This is a genomic window from Enterococcus sp. 3G6_DIV0642 (genome assembly GCF_002140635.1).
Classification (GTDB): Bacteria; Bacillota; Bacilli; order Lactobacillales; family Enterococcaceae; genus Enterococcus_D; species Enterococcus_D casseliflavus.
This window is the reverse complement of record NZ_NGLH01000001.1, coordinates 1,866,935-1,883,189: the sequence shown is the minus strand read 5'-3', so window position 1 is coordinate 1,883,189 and position 16,255 is coordinate 1,866,935. Positions and strand designations below refer to the sequence as shown.

The following is a 16,255-nucleotide window of genomic DNA, read 5'->3' as shown; positions in this document are numbered from 1 at the left end:
TCTGCGACCGTTTTTTTGTTTTTAAGGAGATTCTTTTAAAAACAAAGACGCATTTGAAAAAACGTGCCGCTGATTTTTAGTGTTTTTTTTAAAAGACGATGGAGAGAAGGAGTCCTTTCATGAGTTTACGATTTATCCTTGGCGATGGCCGTTGTCGTCATGATCAAGCAGTGATAGAAAATGCAAAAAGCTGGTTAGAAAAAGACCATCAAGAAGTATTTTTTTTGGTGCCTAACTACAACAAATTTGAACGAGAACGCGAGATCCTTCAATTACTGAGAGAGGATCGCGTAGAAGATTTTGCTTCTATTCGCGCGCAAGTGTACAGTTTTCACCGTTTGGCTTGGTTTTATCTGCAACAAACCGGCTTGCTTTCTCAAAATGCCATCACTGAAAATGGTGCCTCCATGATCATGCGTAAGCTGCTTTTGGAACTAGAAGAAGAACTCGTCTTATACCGTGGTGAGATCAATAAAGCGGGTTTTATCCAACAATTGTTGGCGTTCTATCAAGAAATGCATACAAGTCGATTGGGGATCGAAGATTTATTGGCAGGTGGTGCTGCACCAAGCGCAACCCAAGACGAGGAGAAAAAATACAGTGAATTAGCGAAAATATTTCAACGATTTGAACAAGAACTTCTGGAGCGTGCATTACAAGTCGAACAACCGATCACCTTGTTGACACGCTTTCTTGAAGGTTCCTTGCTGGATGATTCTCCAGTGGAGCAAGCAATGCCTAACGCAGTGTCAATGAACAAAGCGCCAGATCTTTCCCATGCCTTATTTATTATCAGTGGATTTTCCGCTTTTTCAACACAGGAACAGCAGCTGATTCAAGTGTTGATGAAAAAAAGTCATGTCATTATTGATCTTTTTCTGGATCGTGGGTATCCACAAGAGCTGCCTTCACCGTTGAATTTGTTTTATGAAGCAGGGCGAACCTATTATCAATTGATTAGTTTTGCCCGAGAAAATCAAGTGCCGATTTATTTGGATCAGAAACTTTCGGTCAACCAAGAGGTGGACGAGGAAGCCAAGGGATCGATGCAACAGGCGTATAATGAAATTGAAACATTTTGGCGGCATACCCAGTCACAAGTCAGCTATCAGCAACAGTCCTCTGTGAAGGACTTTCTGGCAGTTTGGAAAGTTGGGAATCCAGAAGAAGAGATCCGTCAGATTGCAGCGTCGATCCGTGGGATGATGAGCGATAACAAACGGTATCCAGCATTACGTTACCGGGAGATCCAATTATTGATCGCCGAACCAGAAATCTATCATCAATATATCCCTAAAATTTTTACTGAGTTTGAGATTCCTTTTTATATCGATGAAGAGCAGATGATGGCGCAACACCCATTGGTTGAGTTTTTGAATGCTTTTTTTGCTTGTCAATCCTATGGCTTTCGCTTAAATGATATTTTGCGGCTGCTTAGAACGGAACTTTACTTACCGGCAGCCTATCGCACCGAAGCAGATTGGCTCGTCGGCCGTGACCAGTTTCGTAAGTTGGTGGATATTACCGAGAACAAAGCGTTGGCTCATGATTTCCAAGGAGCGAGTTGGACGAGAAACGAAGATTGGGAACTGATCGAGTATTTACAATCGGAAGAAGAGCAGACGGATAAAGTGGATTTGACAGCGTATACCAACCAGTTGCGCAGGGCCTTTAAGCAAGATGTTGCTGATACTCTTGACTGGCTGACGGCTGCTAGAACGAACCGCGATGCGGTCGAACTGCTGTATCGCTTTTTACTGAATGCCGGTGTTGAAGAACAACTGCGGCATTGGCGAGATCAAGCGATCCAGAAAGGGAAGTTGGATCAAGCCCGTAATCATGAACAAGCATGGCAAGCCTTGATGGATTTGCTGGATGAATATGCTGCGATCTATGGAGAAGAGTCCTTTGATTTTGCGCTCTTTGAGGATGTCTTATTGACTGGCTTAGAAAATGTCACATTCGGGAAGATCCCAACAGCGATCGACCAAGTCAACATCAATCGCCTTGATCTGGCACGTCCAAAGCAAGCAAAGATCACATTTGCACCGGGATTGAATGAAACGGCGTTGCCAAGAAAAATAGAGAACAAAACGTTGTTGACGAATGAAGAACGTCAGCATTTCAATCAGTTGTTCAATGGTGAAAAATACCTTAGAGATACAGTGGTGGAAGGCAGTGTCAAAGAGCCATTTGCTTTTTACTCTGTCTTGCTTTCAGCAACGGAACACTTATCACTGTCCTATGCCGTTAATTTTGATACCCAGCAAAACATCAAAATGTCGCCTTATTTAGATCGAGTGGTCAAACGTTTGGATGTCCCACTGCAAGAGCGAGGGATATTGACGCTAGTCAGCGATCCAAGAAACTATGTCGGCAGTTACCGTGGCCTGATCTATCAAATCAATAACCTCAGTCAGCAAGCGCAAAAAAACAAAGAGAATTTGCCTAGGGTTTGGGAGCAGCTGAAACAAGCACTGCTGCGTTCGGAATGGACAAATTTAGCTGCCCAAGTATTTGAAAGCCAAACTCATCAAAATATTCCGATTCCTTTGTCTCAAGCACAAGCTGCGGCACTATATGGACCGTCGATCTACAGTTCCATTTCTCAGATGGAGACGTTCTATCAGTGTGAATACAAGTATTTCGTCAGCTACGGATTACGGTTAAAAGAACGGGAAGTTTATGGCTTAAATCCAGCAATGACCGGTGAGTTTTTCCATGATGCTTTGGACCGCTTTGTCAAAGTCCTGATTGCTGAAAATATTTCCTTGACCCAGTTAACTGCTGACCAACGCGTGCAATTTGTGGAAGTCGTTTTGCAGGAAATTTTTGGCGAAAGCCGTTATCGCTTACTGACGAGCTCTGCTCGGATGAATTTTATTCGATATCAATTAGGCAAGACGATTCAGCGAGTAGCGTGGGCATTAGCGAAACAAGGACAAAAAATGCATTTTAGTCCTGAAAAGACGGAGGTGCTATTCGGACAGATCGCTGGCTCAAATGGGATCAATGGGATCGAATTACCATTAAGTTCTGGCGGGAAACTGCATGTGCGGGGGAAGATCGATCGTGTCGATACGGCGAAAACGGAAGAAGAACAATGGCTTTCTGTTGTTGACTATAAATCTAGCAGCCGAGATTTTGACCTTTCTGAAGCATACTACGGACTTGCGATGCAGTTGATCACCTATCTCGATGTCGCATTGACGGATGCTGTCCAACTGGTTGGTTCGCCAAATGTGCGACCAGCGGGGGCTTATTATCTGCATGTGCATAATCCGCTTTTGGACGGACAAGAAGCCAGTGAAGAAGAACGTTTAAAACGTTTCAAGTATGACGGGTTGTTTATTGACGAACCGGCTGTTTTCCCGTTGCTAGATGAGGATGTTGAAGCCAGCAAAAATTCACCGATATTTCCTGTTCGAAAAGACAAAAACGGCAATTATCAAAAAACAACGCAGGCGAAAAACAAGTTTTATACAGAAGAAGAGCTTGAACTGTTAAGAAAACACAATCGTAAAAACATGCAGCAAAGCGGTGAGAAGCTGTTGAGCGGTGAAATCGCCTTAAACCCGTCTTATAAAATAAAAGACAAAAAACGGGCGTGTGAATTTTGTCCGTTTCGCAGCATCTGTGACTTTGATGTATTGTTGAAAGAAAATGAGTACCACCGTTTAGAAAACTTATCTAAAGATGAGATTATCCATCGCTTAAGGGAGGAAGAAGATGAGTAAGATCCCTTTAAAACCGCAAAATGAAACCTTTACGGATACCCAATGGCAAGCCATTTTTGATAAAGGGGATAATATCCTCGTTTCCGCTTCAGCGGGTTCAGGCAAAACCACCGTTTTGGTTCGGCGAGTGATCGAAAAGCTAAAAGCAGGAACGACGATCGATTCTTTACTGATCGTAACCTTTACCGAAGCAGCTGCTCGAGAAATGAAAGAACGGATTCAAGTGGCATTGCAACAGGCCATCAATCAAGAAAGTGACGAGCAAAAGCGCCAGCACTTCGTTCGTCAGCTGCAACTGTTGCCGACAGCTAACATTTCTACCTTGCATGCGTTTTGTTTAACTGTGATTCGGCGTTTTTATTATTTGATCGATTTAGATCCCAATTTCCGCATGATGACCGATGAAACCGAAATTTTATTGATGAAAGAAGAAATCTGGACACAGCTGAGAGATCAACAATATGAAGCCAATGATGAAGCCTTCTTTCGTTTGACGGAAAATTTTTCAAGTGATCGTTCTGATGAAGGCGTCGGGGATCTGATCCTGTCTCTTTATGACTTTGCCCGAGCCAATCCAGATCCAGTCAACTGGCTAGCTCATCTAAGTGATCACTATATCGGCAAAGAAACCTTTGCTGAAAATATCCTGTATCAATCGCAAATCAAACCGACTTTGCAAGAAAATTTGAAGACAGCGGCGCATTTGCTGCAGGCGGCGCAAGACTATGCCCGTTCTGATGAAGCGATGGAAAAAGCGGCACAGTTGATCGATACCGAATTGGGCATGGTGGAAACCTTAAAGGCTCTGCTGGATGCAGACGATGTCGATGGCTTCTATGAGCAGATCCAAACATTGCGTTTTGGTCGTTACCCAGCTTTTCGCAAACCAGAACAAAAGGAATTGTCCCAAGAAATCAAGCCTTTACGCGATGATGCGAAAAAATTGGTCGAGCAATTGAAATCCACCTTCCCGTATCCACCAGCTGAAATGATGGAGCTGCTTCATCGATCAGCACCTGTCGTTGAAAAAATGGCAGCGATGACCGAAGCATTTATGAAAGCATTTCAAGAAAGAAAGCTTTCAAAAGGCCGTTTAGACTTTAATGATTTGGAACATTTCACCTTGCAGATTTTACAAGGAGATGGCAGTGGAAGTGAGGCGTCGACCTATTATCGTGATCGCTTTGAAGAAGTTTTAGTCGATGAATACCAAGACGTCAATCGGCTGCAAGAGGCAATTTTATATTGGGTGAGACAAGTCGATCATAACCCTGGCAACATGTTTATGGTGGGGGATGTGAAGCAGTCGATCTATTCGTTTCGACTAGCAGATCCGACGCTATTTATCGAAAAATACTTGGCATTTGAAACAGAGAATGGTGGGCGGAGAATCGTCTTAGCAGAAAATTTCCGTTCTCGTTCCGATGTATTGGATTTTACGAATCTAGTTTTTCAACAACTGATGGATGAACGGGTTGGACAAATCCCTTACGATGAGGCGGCAGCCTTGATTACCGGTTTTCCTGATTTTCCAGAAAGCGAGGCCTTTGCCACAGAGCTCTTGTTATATGAAAAAGAGCATGAATCCGAAGAACAATTGATTGATGACAAAACAGAAGGTGAAATGCAGATCACTGCCTTGAAGATTCAGGAGCTGATTGAATCAAAATTCATGATCTATGACAAAAAAGCCAAAACAAATCGACCAATCACTTACAACGATATCGTCTTGTTGACCCCCACACGTAAAAACAATCTTGTCATTTTGGATGTCTTTAAGCAGTTTGGGATTCCGATGGCGGTCAATGATGCTCAAAACTATTTTCAGGCAACGGAGATCCAAACCGTCGTTTCTTTGCTGCAGATCATTGATAACCCGTACCAAGATATCCCGCTTGTGGCGGTCTTGCGTTCGCCAATCGTCGGCCTAACAGAAGATCAATTGGCTGAGATCCGTTTGGCGAATCGTTCCAGCGACTACTACGATGCAGTATTGGATTACCATGGGCAACAAGAAGCGTCACCCTTGTGGCAAACGGTGGATGGGTTTTTAACAAAACTGGAACAATGGCGAGAGGAAGCACGACGATTACCAATCCCGACCTTACTTTGGCAAATCTATGAAGATACTGCCTATTTGGATTATGTCGTGGGACTGCCTGCAGGTCAGCAGCGCTATGCCAATTTAGCGGCATTGGTCCACAGAGCGGAGAAATACGAAAAGAGCAGTTTCCGTGGGTTGTACCAATTCATTCGCTTCATCGAAAAGATGCAAGAAAAAAACAAGGACTTGGCAGAGCCATTAGCTACACCAGTAGAAGATGCGGTTCGTGTGATGACCGTCCATGCAAGTAAAGGTTTGGAATTTCCTGTAGTCTTCTTATTGGATACAACAAAATTCTTTAATTACCAAGATTTTCAAAAACGCTATATCTTTGAAGAACAGCTGGGGGCTGGGATCCAATATGTGGAACCCGCAGAAAACCTTAAATTTGAAACACTGCCGTTTCAAGCCATCAAGCAAGTTCGTTTGAAAAAAGCCTTGTCAGAAGAGATGCGAAAATTATACGTAGCATTGACACGAGCAGAGCAGAAGCTTTTCTTAGTAGGCTCCTATAAAAATCAAGCGGATGCCTTTAAGACGTGGCAATCTGGCTTGACACAATCCGAGATGGTTCTTGATCCAGCGTTGCGCCTTGTTGCTCGGGGGAGCTTGATGGATTGGGTCGGACGGACCCTGATGCGCCATCCAGATATGGAAGCAGTATTCTCCGAAGCGTCAGAGCGCAAGCGGACGATCGATCATCCTGCTCATTTTCGTCTGTCATGGTGGAATCAAGAAACGATCACGCAAGAAGTCCAAGAGACCCTTGCACCAGTCGAGGAGCCTAAACGATTGATTGCGCCAGATAGCAATATCGATGATCTTTTGAAACGCCTAGCCTATCGCTATCCTTATCAAAAAGCGACCCAAACGACTAGTTATCAATCTGTTTCAGAATTGAAAAGACTCTATAACGATCCTGATGATCAACAGACCACTTTGTTGGAATGGCGGTCGGTTTCCGAGAAGACGAATCCTCAGCAATATCGCTACGTACAAGATGAATTGGCGAAACCCAAATTTCTGCAAGAAACGAAGCCTCTCGCCAGCAGTATCGGAACCGCAACACATACGGTTTTGCAAATGATCCCCTTAGGAATGAAGCCAACACAAGATACTTTGGCGCTCCTGATTGCTGAACTCGTGAAAAAGCAATTTTTTTCTGAAGAAATCGCCAAAAAAATTGACCGATCGAGTATTTTGTGGTTTTATCAAACTGAACTAGGTGAACTGCTGAACCAATTCTCTAATGTGGTGAAGCGGGAGCAGCCGTTTTCGATGCTAAAAGAGGCCGATACGATCTTTGAAGGGTTTGACGAACCAGATGCGCCGCTTTTGATCCATGGTATTATTGACGGCTATATTGAATTGGCGGATGAAATCATTTTGTATGACTTTAAAACAGATGATGTGTTCGGCAGTCAGGCTCAGATTGAACAGAAAATGCGCGAACGATATTATGGTCAATTAAAACTCTATTGCCAAGCATTGGAGAAAGCATTGAACAAACCAGTGAAACAGACCTATTTAGTGCTGTTAAAACCTAAGATGATCGTGGCATTCTAGCTGATCGATCCTAGTTTCTTACATTTCGTAAGTCATATGCTATAATAGGTAAAAGAGGTGATGGAGAATGATAAAAGTAGAATCGGATTATGCCCTTTGTCCTAAATTTGAAAAAGCTTTTTCTATTTTAGGCAAAAAGTGGAACGGCTTGATCATTGATGTCCTTCTTGAAGACGGCAAACAAAGATTTGTTGAGTTAGCAAACAAGATTCCTCAAGTGAGTGATCGGGTGTTAGTCGAACGCTTGAAAGAATTAGAGCGGGAAGAAATTGTCTGCAAAGAAAACAATCTTTACTGCTTGACGCCAAGAGGTATTGCTCTTGAAAAGAGTATGATGAGTGTGAAGCGTTGGGCAGAAACCTGGGTACGTGAGGAAGAATGCAGTTGATTTCTCAACGGAAATTAGGTAAACTAGGCTTAAATGAATAGTAAAAAAAGCGTTGATAGAAACTAGTAATTTGGCTGGATCAGAAAAAGGGAGACTTGTCACAGACTGAAAGCAAGTCCTGTATTCGAAAAATGAATTTCACTTCTGGAGCTTGCTGAGAACAATCAGTCGGCAGTGTTGCTGTCGTTAGCCGAAGTGAGTGCGCGGAACTTTCCGCGAATGAGGATGGTAACACGAGACGTCGTTCCTTTTTTTAGGGATGACGTCTTTTTTTGTCTTTTTATCAAAAGATCGTCACTTTTTCCAGTCAAATCGTTTTTTACACTATTCACTGTATAGAAGGAGGAAACACATGTCTTTACAAGAAAAATTAGAAGCATTGAAGGAAACGACATTGCTTAAAATCAAAGAAAGTCCAACCATGAATGACTTGAATCAGATTCGAGTGGAAGTGCTTGGGAAAAAAGGTCCCATTACTGAAGTTCTACGGGGGATGAAAGATCTTTCTGCGGAAGAACGGCCGAAGGTGGGGAGCTATGCCAACGAGATTCGTGATATCTTGACAGAAGCGATCGAAGAAGCAAAATCGTCTATCGAAGCAGCAAACTTGGAAAAGGCCCTTGCTGAAGAATCCATCGACGTGACTTTGCCTGGTAAAAAGATGGACCGAGGAACACGCCATGTGCTAACGCAAATCATGGAAGAAATCGAAGATATCTTTGTTGGTATGGGCTACCAAGTAGTTGAAGGCTACGAAGTGGAAAAAGATCATTACAACTTCGAACGGATGAATCTGCCAAAAGATCATCCAGCCAGAGACATGCAGGATACTTTTTATATTTCAGAGGAAGTGCTGATTCGGACCCATACGTCACCAGTGCAAGCGAGAACAATGGAGACTCATGATTTTTCTAAAGGGCCGCTGCGGATGATCTCACCAGGGAAAGTTTTCCGTCGTGACACAGATGATGCGACCCATAGCCACCAATTCCATCAAATTGAAGGCTTGGTGATCGATAAAAATATTACGATGGGTGACTTAAAAGGAACCTTAGAAGTCATGATGCAAAAAATGTTTGGTGAAGATCGCCAAATTCGCTTGCGACCAAGCTATTTCCCTTTCACAGAACCATCGGTCGAAGTCGATGTCAGCTGCTTCAAGTGCGGTGGTGCCGGTTGTAATGTTTGTAAACAAACTGGCTGGATCGAGATCCTCGGTGCTGGAATGGTGCATCCTAACGTCTTAGAAATGTCAGGGATCGATCCAACCCAATATTCAGGATTTGCTTTTGGTTTAGGTCCTGATCGAGTGGCAATGCTGCGCTACGGCGTGAACGACATTCGCCAATTCTATCAAAATGATGTGCGTTTCATTCGCCAGTTCAAGGGGGAACAATAAATGTTAGTATCATACAAATGGTTAAATGAATACCTTGATCTGTCTGAGATCACACCAAAAGAGCTGGCGGATAAAATGTCAGTGACGGGGATCGAAGTCGAAGGTATTGACGTGCCTGAAGAGGGTTTAAAAAAAATCGTTGTCGGAGAAGTGACCGACTGCCGACCACATCCAGATTCTGATCATCTATCGATTTGCCAAGTAAATATTGGTGAGGATGAAGACTCACAGATCGTTTGCGGTGCACCAAATGTCAAAAGCGGCATTAAAGTCATTGTGGCATTACCAGGCTCTCGAATCGCGGGCAATGTAAAAATCAAAAAGGGCAAGATGCGGGGAGAAGTTTCGAACGGCATGATTTGTTCATTGCAAGAATTGGGATACGCCGACAGCGTGATTCCCAAAGAATACGCGGAAGGAATCTATTACTTACCAGCAGAAGCAGAAGTAGGAACACCAGTTTTTCCTTATCTTGATATGGATGATCACATTATCGAATTATCGATCACTCCGAATCGTGCGGATGCGTTGAGCATGCGGGGGGTTGCTTATGAAGTCGGTGCGATCTATCGCCAAACACCGAAGTTTCCTGAAATTGCACTTACTGAAAGTGAAGTAGCTGCTGCCGATAAAATTCAGGTGAAGGTCACTGAAGCAACAGATGCACCCGCCTACCAAATTCGAATTATTGATGGTATAACGATCGCCCCAAGTCCACAATGGCTGCAAAATCGCTTGATGAATGAAGGCATTCGTCCAATCAATAATGTCGTAGACGTGACGAATTATATCTTACTATTATTTGGCCAACCATTGCATGCTTTTGATTATCAAAAGCTAGACAGCAAGGAAATACTGGTACGTCGCGGCAAAGAAAATGAAAGCCTGGTTACCTTAGATGGAGAAACACGTCAGCTTTCCCCAGAAGACATCGTGATCACCAACGGAACGACACCCGTTGCGCTCGCAGGCGTCATGGGAGGACTTGATTCTGAAATCACGGAAACAACGACCACAGTCGCTTTAGAAGCGGCCTTGTTCGATCCATTAGCGATTCGTTTAACCTCAAAGAAATTCAATTTAAGAAGTGAGTCCTCTGCTCGTTTTGAAAAAGGGATCAACCAAGCAACGGTTGCAAAAGCTTGTGATGCAGCAGCAGCACTGATTGCAGAACTTGCTGGCGGAACGGTCTTAAAAGGAGCAGTAATAGGTTCCCAAGTAGCAGTAGAACCTGTGGAGGTTACAATCACTCTAGCTCGAATCAATAGCTATTTAGGCACAGAAATCACGGATGAAGAAGTGCAAGAAATCTTTGATGCATTAGGCTTTGGTCATCGTCAAGAAGCAGACAGCTATATTGTTTCTGTACCGCCTCGTCGTTGGGATATTACGATCGAAGCAGATATCATTGAAGAAGTGGCGCGTATTTACGGTTATGATCGTTTGCCATCGACTTTACCGCAAGGAGAAACGGTTGCCGGTCATCTAACCAAAGCGCAACGTCTGACTAGAGAAGTTCGGACGCTATTAGAAGGCAACGGGGTCAGTGAAGCCATCAGCTATGCTTTGACCACTGAAGAGAAGGCACAACAATTTACGGATAAATCGAGCCAAGTGACTCGATTGGATTGGCCAATGACCGAAGAGCGTGCCGTCTTGCGCTTGAATCTGATTTCAGGTTTGTTAGACGACGTTGCGTACAATTTGGCACGTAAAAATAATCGTGTTGCTTTGTATGAAATTGGTCGCGTCTTCTATCAAACAGGCGACAGTAAGCACGAGCTGCCAACAGAAGTCAATCACTTAGGGCTAGCTTTGACAGGAAATATCCATGAGAAAGACTGGCAAACCCAAGCTCAAAAAGTTGATTTCTTCCATTTGAAAGGCATTTTAGAAAATCTATTTGATTCGTTGGCATTAACCGACCGTATATGTTATCAAAAAACGGCAGCTATCAAAGAGATGCATCCTGGCCGTACGGCAATGATCTTGCTAGATGACCAAGAAATCGGCTTCTTGGGACAAGTCCACCCGTCGATCGCCAAAGATTATGAAGTGAGTGAAACCTATGTTGCTGAATTGAACTTAGATCAACTGTTAGCAGCGAAAACAGAACAATTGGTCTATCAGCCAGTTTCTAAGTTCCCATCAGTAACGCGGGATATGGCACTCTTGCTTGATGAAACGATCGATAACCAGTCCGTGATGGAGATCATTCGCGAAAGTGCAGGTCGCTTCTTAAGTGATATTCGTTTATTCGATGTGTATCAAGGGAAAAACATCGAAGCAGGCAAAAAATCATTAGGGTACAGCCTGACCTTTAGCAATCCGGAAGCTACCCTGACGGATGAAGAGATCAATCAAGCAATAGCGAAAATTACTCGTAACTTAGAAGAAAAAGTTCAAGCAGAAATCCGCTAATCAAATAAGAGAAAAACGTTCTCCACCATACAAAGAAGTTGGGTGGGGAACGTTTTCTACTATTATAATGGATGCTCAGATGACACAAGAATGTTAGGAGTTGAGTGAGAGCCGTAAAAGATTTCACTATAAAAGGCAATCCAGTTTTTAGGTACAACTTTTTTAAACCCTGGCAAGGTTTGGAAAAAGGATTTTATAATCCGCATTTTATGAAGTTATTTTTTAGGGCAGCTCTCTTGGTTTTTGTACAAGAAACAGTATCAAATCAAATTACACAAAGTGTCAGTCTGGGGAGGAAGGGTTCTCGTGAAATCTAACACAGAGTAGACACATAGGTTTTGTATGAAAGAATTCATTCCGATTTGTAAACAAAAAAACAAGCCGTAAAGGCTTGTTTTTTAGGCGAAGTAATTGATGCCCATTGCATTTTTGACTTCAGCTAACGTTTGGGCGGCAACTTGTTCTGCTTTTTCACTACCAATTTTTAATAAGTTCATCACTTCACCGGGATCTTTTGCAAAAGCTTCACGGCGTTCACGAATCGGTGCAAATTCGGCTTCTAGAACATCGATCAAATAGCGTTTGATTTTGACATCGCCTAATCCACCACGGGTGTAATGTTCTTTTAATTCAGCAATTTTTTCTTTTTCAGTGCCAAATACATCAAGATACGTAAAGACCATATTGCCTTCGACTTGTCCAGGGTCGTTGACATGAATGTGATTTGGGTCCGTGTACATGCTCATCACTTTCTTTTGTAATACATCGGCTGGATCAGCTAAGTAAATACCATTGTTCAGTGATTTGCTCATTTTCCCGTTCCCATCGATCCCCGCTAAACGTCCCATGCCTTTTGGCGGTAAAACCGCTTTTGGTTCGACTAATACTTCACTATACGTAGAATTAAAACTATGCACGATTTCTTGCGTTTGTTCCAGCATTGGTTTTTGATCTTCTCCAACGGGGACTAAATTTGCTTTAAAAGCGGTGATATCCGCTGCTTGAGAGACTGGATAGATGAAGAAACCAGAAGGGACGCCTTCGCCAAATTTCTTTTGTTCAATTTCGGCTTTAACGGTTGGATTGCGTCGCACGCGTGCTACACTGACTAAATTTAGGTAGTACATCGTCAATTCAGAGAGCTGAGGGATTTGCGATTGAATAAACATCGTTGTTTTTGCTGGATCCAATCCAACGGCTAAATAATCCAAAGCGACTTCTAAAATATTCGCTGAGACCTTCTCAGGTGTTTTTGCATTATCTGTTAGTGCCTGCATATCAGCGACCATGATATAAAGCTGATTTTCAGGGTCAGCTTGCATTTCGACCCGTTTTTTTAAAGACCCCACATAATGGCCAAGATGCAATTTGCCAGTTGGGCGGTCGCCAGTTAAAATCGTATTCACTTTTTTTCCACCTTTTCCTTTGTTATATGGTTTATCTTACCTTTTTTTAGCAAAAGAAACAACCGGTTCTCCTTGTGATCTGATGGGGTGAGAAAATTTTTCATGGACAAAAACCTCACATCAAAGTAAAATAGCACTTGTCTTTTCAGAAATAAGGGGGGAACATTGGAAAAGCACCTTTACAAATGAAAAAAGATTGAGCTATAATATGAATCAAATCTTTCCAATTACTCATTTAATTTTAAAAAAAGCTAGGAGTGTGAATCAATGGCAATGATCGAATTTAAGAACGTAGAGAAATATTACGGAAAGTTCCATGCATTAAAAAACATCAACCTTGAATTTGAAAAAGGTGAGGTCGTTGTTGTTATCGGACCTTCAGGATCTGGTAAAAGTACAATGCTCCGTACGATTAATGGTCTAGAAACCATTTCAGGTGGTCAATTATTGGTCAATGGCAAGAACTTGTTTGACAAAGATGTCAAAATGACAGAAATTAGAAAAAACATCGGCATGGTGTTTCAACATTTCAATTTGTATCCAAATAAAACCGTGTTAGAAAACATTACGTTGGCACCGATCAAAGTATTAAAACAAAATGAGCAAGAAGCCATCAATTTGGCGGAAAAGCTTCTTGATCGGGTAGGGATGTTAGATAAAAAAGATTCCTATCCTTCCATGTTATCTGGCGGACAACAGCAGCGGGTCGCAATTGCCAGAGGGCTTGCGATGAAACCAGAGATGCTGCTTTTTGATGAGCCAACGTCTGCATTGGATCCAGAAATGATTGGTGATGTCTTGGATGTCATGAAAAAAATTGCCAGTGAAGGCATGTCCATGATCGTTGTTACCCATGAAATGAGCTTTGCCCGTGAAGTAGCAGATCGAATCGTCTTTATGGCGGAAGGACAGGTCTTAGAAGACCGACGCGATGTCGATGGATTCTTTGATGCACCAAGAGACGAACGTGCAAAACAATTCTTGAGCAAAGTCACAAATCATTAAGCCATAGGAGGAGCCCTTATGAGAAAGAAAATATTTTCCTTTCTAGTCTTAGCCTTTGCCCTTGTGACTTTCTCAGGTTGTAAAGGACAAAGTGCCGCAGAGATCGATATTTTAGAAAACAGCAAAGAGACGAATCAGATCGTTTGGGGCGTAAAAAACGATACCCGTCTTTTTGGATTAATGGATATCGCGACCAGAGAAGTACGAGGATTCGATATTGATATCGCTCGTGCAATCACTGAGAAAATTTTAGGTCGTGATGGCAATGCCATCTTTGTTGAAGTTACCTCAAAAACCCGGATTCCTCTTTTGAAAAACGGCAACATCGATGCAATCATCGCCACGATGACTATCACGGAAGAACGTAAAAAACAGGTCGATTTTTCCGATGTCTACTTTGATGCAGGACAATCTTTATTAGTCGCAAAAGATAGTCCAATCCAAGGGATCGAAGATTTGACCGCAGACACCACTGTATTGGTCGTGAAGGGCTCTACTTCAGCTGTCAACATCCGTGAAGCAGCACCAGAAGCGCAAATTTTGGAACTTGAGAATTATGCGGAAGCCTTTACCGCTTTACAATCTGGTCAAGGGGATGCTATGACCACGGATAATGCGATCTTATTAGGGATGGCGAGTGAAAATCCCAATTACCATTTAGTTGGCGAAACTTTTACAGAAGAACCTTATGGTATTGCCATCAATAAAGGACAAAAGCCGTTTCTTGATGCAGTGAATCAAGCCTTGCGGGAAATGCGTGAAGATGGAACCTATGATGAGATTTACAACAAGTGGTTCCCTGAAGACGAATCAGGAAAAGTAGAGTAGGAGGAAACTGAATGGTTGAATTATTTCAAACGTATACCGGTCAGTTTATTGAAGGCTTTAAATACACAGTCATGGCGAGTTTGATCGCACTGTTTTTTAGTCTTTTGATCGGAACCTTAATGGCAATTTTTCAGTTGTCAGACAATCGCCTCATCAAAGGGATTGCCAAAGCGTATGTTGAGTTTTTTAGAAATATTCCCTTATTGATCATCGTGATGTTCTTTTATGTCGTTGTGCCAATGTATTGGGTTTCTTTTGACGGCTTTCAAGCAGGAACGATCGGCTTAACGATCTATACATCGGCATTTATCGCTGAGACGATCCGTTCAGGGATTCAAACGGTCCCTAAAGGCCAGATGGAAGCTTCCTTGTCTTCTGGTTTTACTTACAGCCAAGCGATGCGCTACATTATTCTGCCACAAGCATTTAAGATCGTCGTACCGCCGTTAGGCAATCAATTTATCAATCTTGTCAAAAATTCATCAATTTTGGCGATGGTCGCAGGATTAGATATTATGTATCAAGGCGATTTGATCGCAAGTGAGACCTTCAATACATTTGATACGTATATCATTGTTGGTCTTTTCTATTTGATCATTACCCTACCATTGTCTTATTTGATGGTTTACTTGGAACGGCGTTGGGCTGTCCGCTCATAGAAAGGAGCTAACGAACTATGGACTTTTTTGAAGCTTTTTCAGCGATTAACATTCGCTTTTTGATCGATGGCTTGCGGGTAACAGTTGAAGTGTCGATCCTATCGATTTTATTTAGCTTTATTATCGGAGGGATCGCCGGTATTTTGCGCTTCAGCTCGATCCCAGTCTTTTCTAAAGTATTAGGTGTCGTGATCGATGTTATTCGTAACTTGCCTTTGCTCTTGATCATCTTTTTCACTTACTTTGCATTGCCGCAGATCGGTATCCGCTTTAATATTTTTTGGTCAGCGGTTGTGGCGTTGACGATTTTTGAATCAGCGATGCTTTCTGAAATCTTTCGTGCTGGTTTGAATTCTGTGCCAAAAGGGCAGATGGAAGCTGGTTTGTCTACAGGGCTAAGCTATGTCGAAGTATTGCGGAGCATCGTCGTGCCGCAGGCATTTAAAGCGATGCTGCCAGCGATCGTCAGTCAGTTGATCTCTTTGATCAAAGATACGTCATTAGCTGTGATTATTTCTTTACCAGAGCTGACTCATCATGCTCGAATCATTTATGGTCAAAACACAAACTATGTTTTGCCTATGTTTTTGGCAATGACTGTTTTATACTTTTTGGTTTGTTATGCCTTGTCATTGCTTTCTGGCTTTTTGGAAAAACGTCAGTACGATTACTAAAAAGAATAATCGTCAAAAACATCCCCACGATCGGTCTTTCACCCATGCAAGTGCAACTTGTGGGGTGT

At 42.6% G+C, this 16,255-nt stretch carries 10 protein-coding genes; 9 read left to right on the top strand and 1 reads right to left on the bottom strand.

The window, feature by feature from the left end; translation table 11 throughout:
- The first annotated feature begins 119 nt into the window (after nucleotides 1-119).
- The 5 genes from A5878_RS08985 (at nucleotide 120) to pheT (ending at nucleotide 11,615) form a co-directional block, all read left to right on the top strand.
- Nucleotides 120-3,737 (top strand): PD-(D/E)XK nuclease family protein, encoded by a 3,618-nt coding sequence (locus A5878_RS08985; RefSeq protein WP_074536745.1) that lies wholly within the window; start codon nucleotides 120-122, stop codon nucleotides 3,735-3,737.
- Nucleotides 3,730-7,407 carry a helicase-exonuclease AddAB subunit AddA gene (gene addA / locus A5878_RS08980; protein ID WP_074536746.1) on the top strand — a complete coding sequence of 1,226 codons (3,678 nt, stop codon included), beginning with the start codon at nucleotides 3,730-3,732 and terminating at the stop codon, nucleotides 7,405-7,407. The genes A5878_RS08985 and addA overlap by 8 nt, the downstream gene beginning before the upstream one ends.
- 67 nt (nucleotides 7,408-7,474) lie before the next feature.
- Complete coding sequence (locus tag A5878_RS08975) at nucleotides 7,475-7,795, top strand: helix-turn-helix domain-containing protein (RefSeq protein WP_005226192.1); 321 nt, start codon at nucleotides 7,475-7,477, stop codon at nucleotides 7,793-7,795.
- 352 nt (nucleotides 7,796-8,147) lie between these two features.
- Nucleotides 8,148-9,194, top strand: coding sequence for a phenylalanine--tRNA ligase subunit alpha (pheS, locus tag A5878_RS08970; protein ID WP_005226191.1), 1,047 nt, complete (start codon nucleotides 8,148-8,150; stop codon nucleotides 9,192-9,194).
- Complete coding sequence (gene pheT, locus A5878_RS08965) at nucleotides 9,195-11,615, top strand: phenylalanine--tRNA ligase subunit beta (protein ID WP_074536747.1); 2,421 nt, start codon at nucleotides 9,195-9,197, stop codon at nucleotides 11,613-11,615. It begins immediately after the preceding gene.
- 398 nt (nucleotides 11,616-12,013) lie between these two features.
- On the opposite strand, the gene trpS is transcribed toward pheT, so the two are convergent.
- Nucleotides 12,014-13,021, bottom strand: a complete 1,008-nt coding sequence (gene trpS, locus A5878_RS08955; RefSeq protein WP_005226189.1) for a tryptophan--tRNA ligase — start codon at nucleotides 13,019-13,021, stop codon at nucleotides 12,014-12,016.
- A gap of 267 nt (nucleotides 13,022-13,288) precedes the next feature.
- On the opposite strand from trpS, the gene A5878_RS08950 reads away from it, so the two are divergent.
- Genes A5878_RS08950 through A5878_RS08935 form a run of 4 tightly spaced genes read left to right on the top strand, consistent with a single transcriptional unit; the run spans nucleotide 13,289 to nucleotide 16,187 of the window.
- On the top strand, nucleotides 13,289-14,026 hold the full coding sequence (locus tag A5878_RS08950; RefSeq protein ID WP_008381909.1) for an amino acid ABC transporter ATP-binding protein: 738 nt from the start codon (nucleotides 13,289-13,291) through the stop codon (nucleotides 14,024-14,026).
- A gap of 18 nt (nucleotides 14,027-14,044) precedes the next feature.
- Nucleotides 14,045-14,854, top strand: a complete 810-nt coding sequence (locus tag A5878_RS08945; RefSeq protein ID WP_005226187.1) for a transporter substrate-binding domain-containing protein — start codon at nucleotides 14,045-14,047, stop codon at nucleotides 14,852-14,854.
- 11 nt (nucleotides 14,855-14,865) lie between these two features.
- Nucleotides 14,866-15,513, top strand: coding sequence for an amino acid ABC transporter permease (locus A5878_RS08940; RefSeq protein ID WP_005226186.1), 648 nt, complete (start codon nucleotides 14,866-14,868; stop codon nucleotides 15,511-15,513).
- Between the two features lie 17 nt (nucleotides 15,514-15,530).
- On the top strand, nucleotides 15,531-16,187 hold the full coding sequence (locus A5878_RS08935; RefSeq protein WP_005226185.1) for an amino acid ABC transporter permease: 657 nt from the start codon (nucleotides 15,531-15,533) through the stop codon (nucleotides 16,185-16,187).
- Nucleotides 16,188-16,255: the final 68 nt, after the last annotated feature.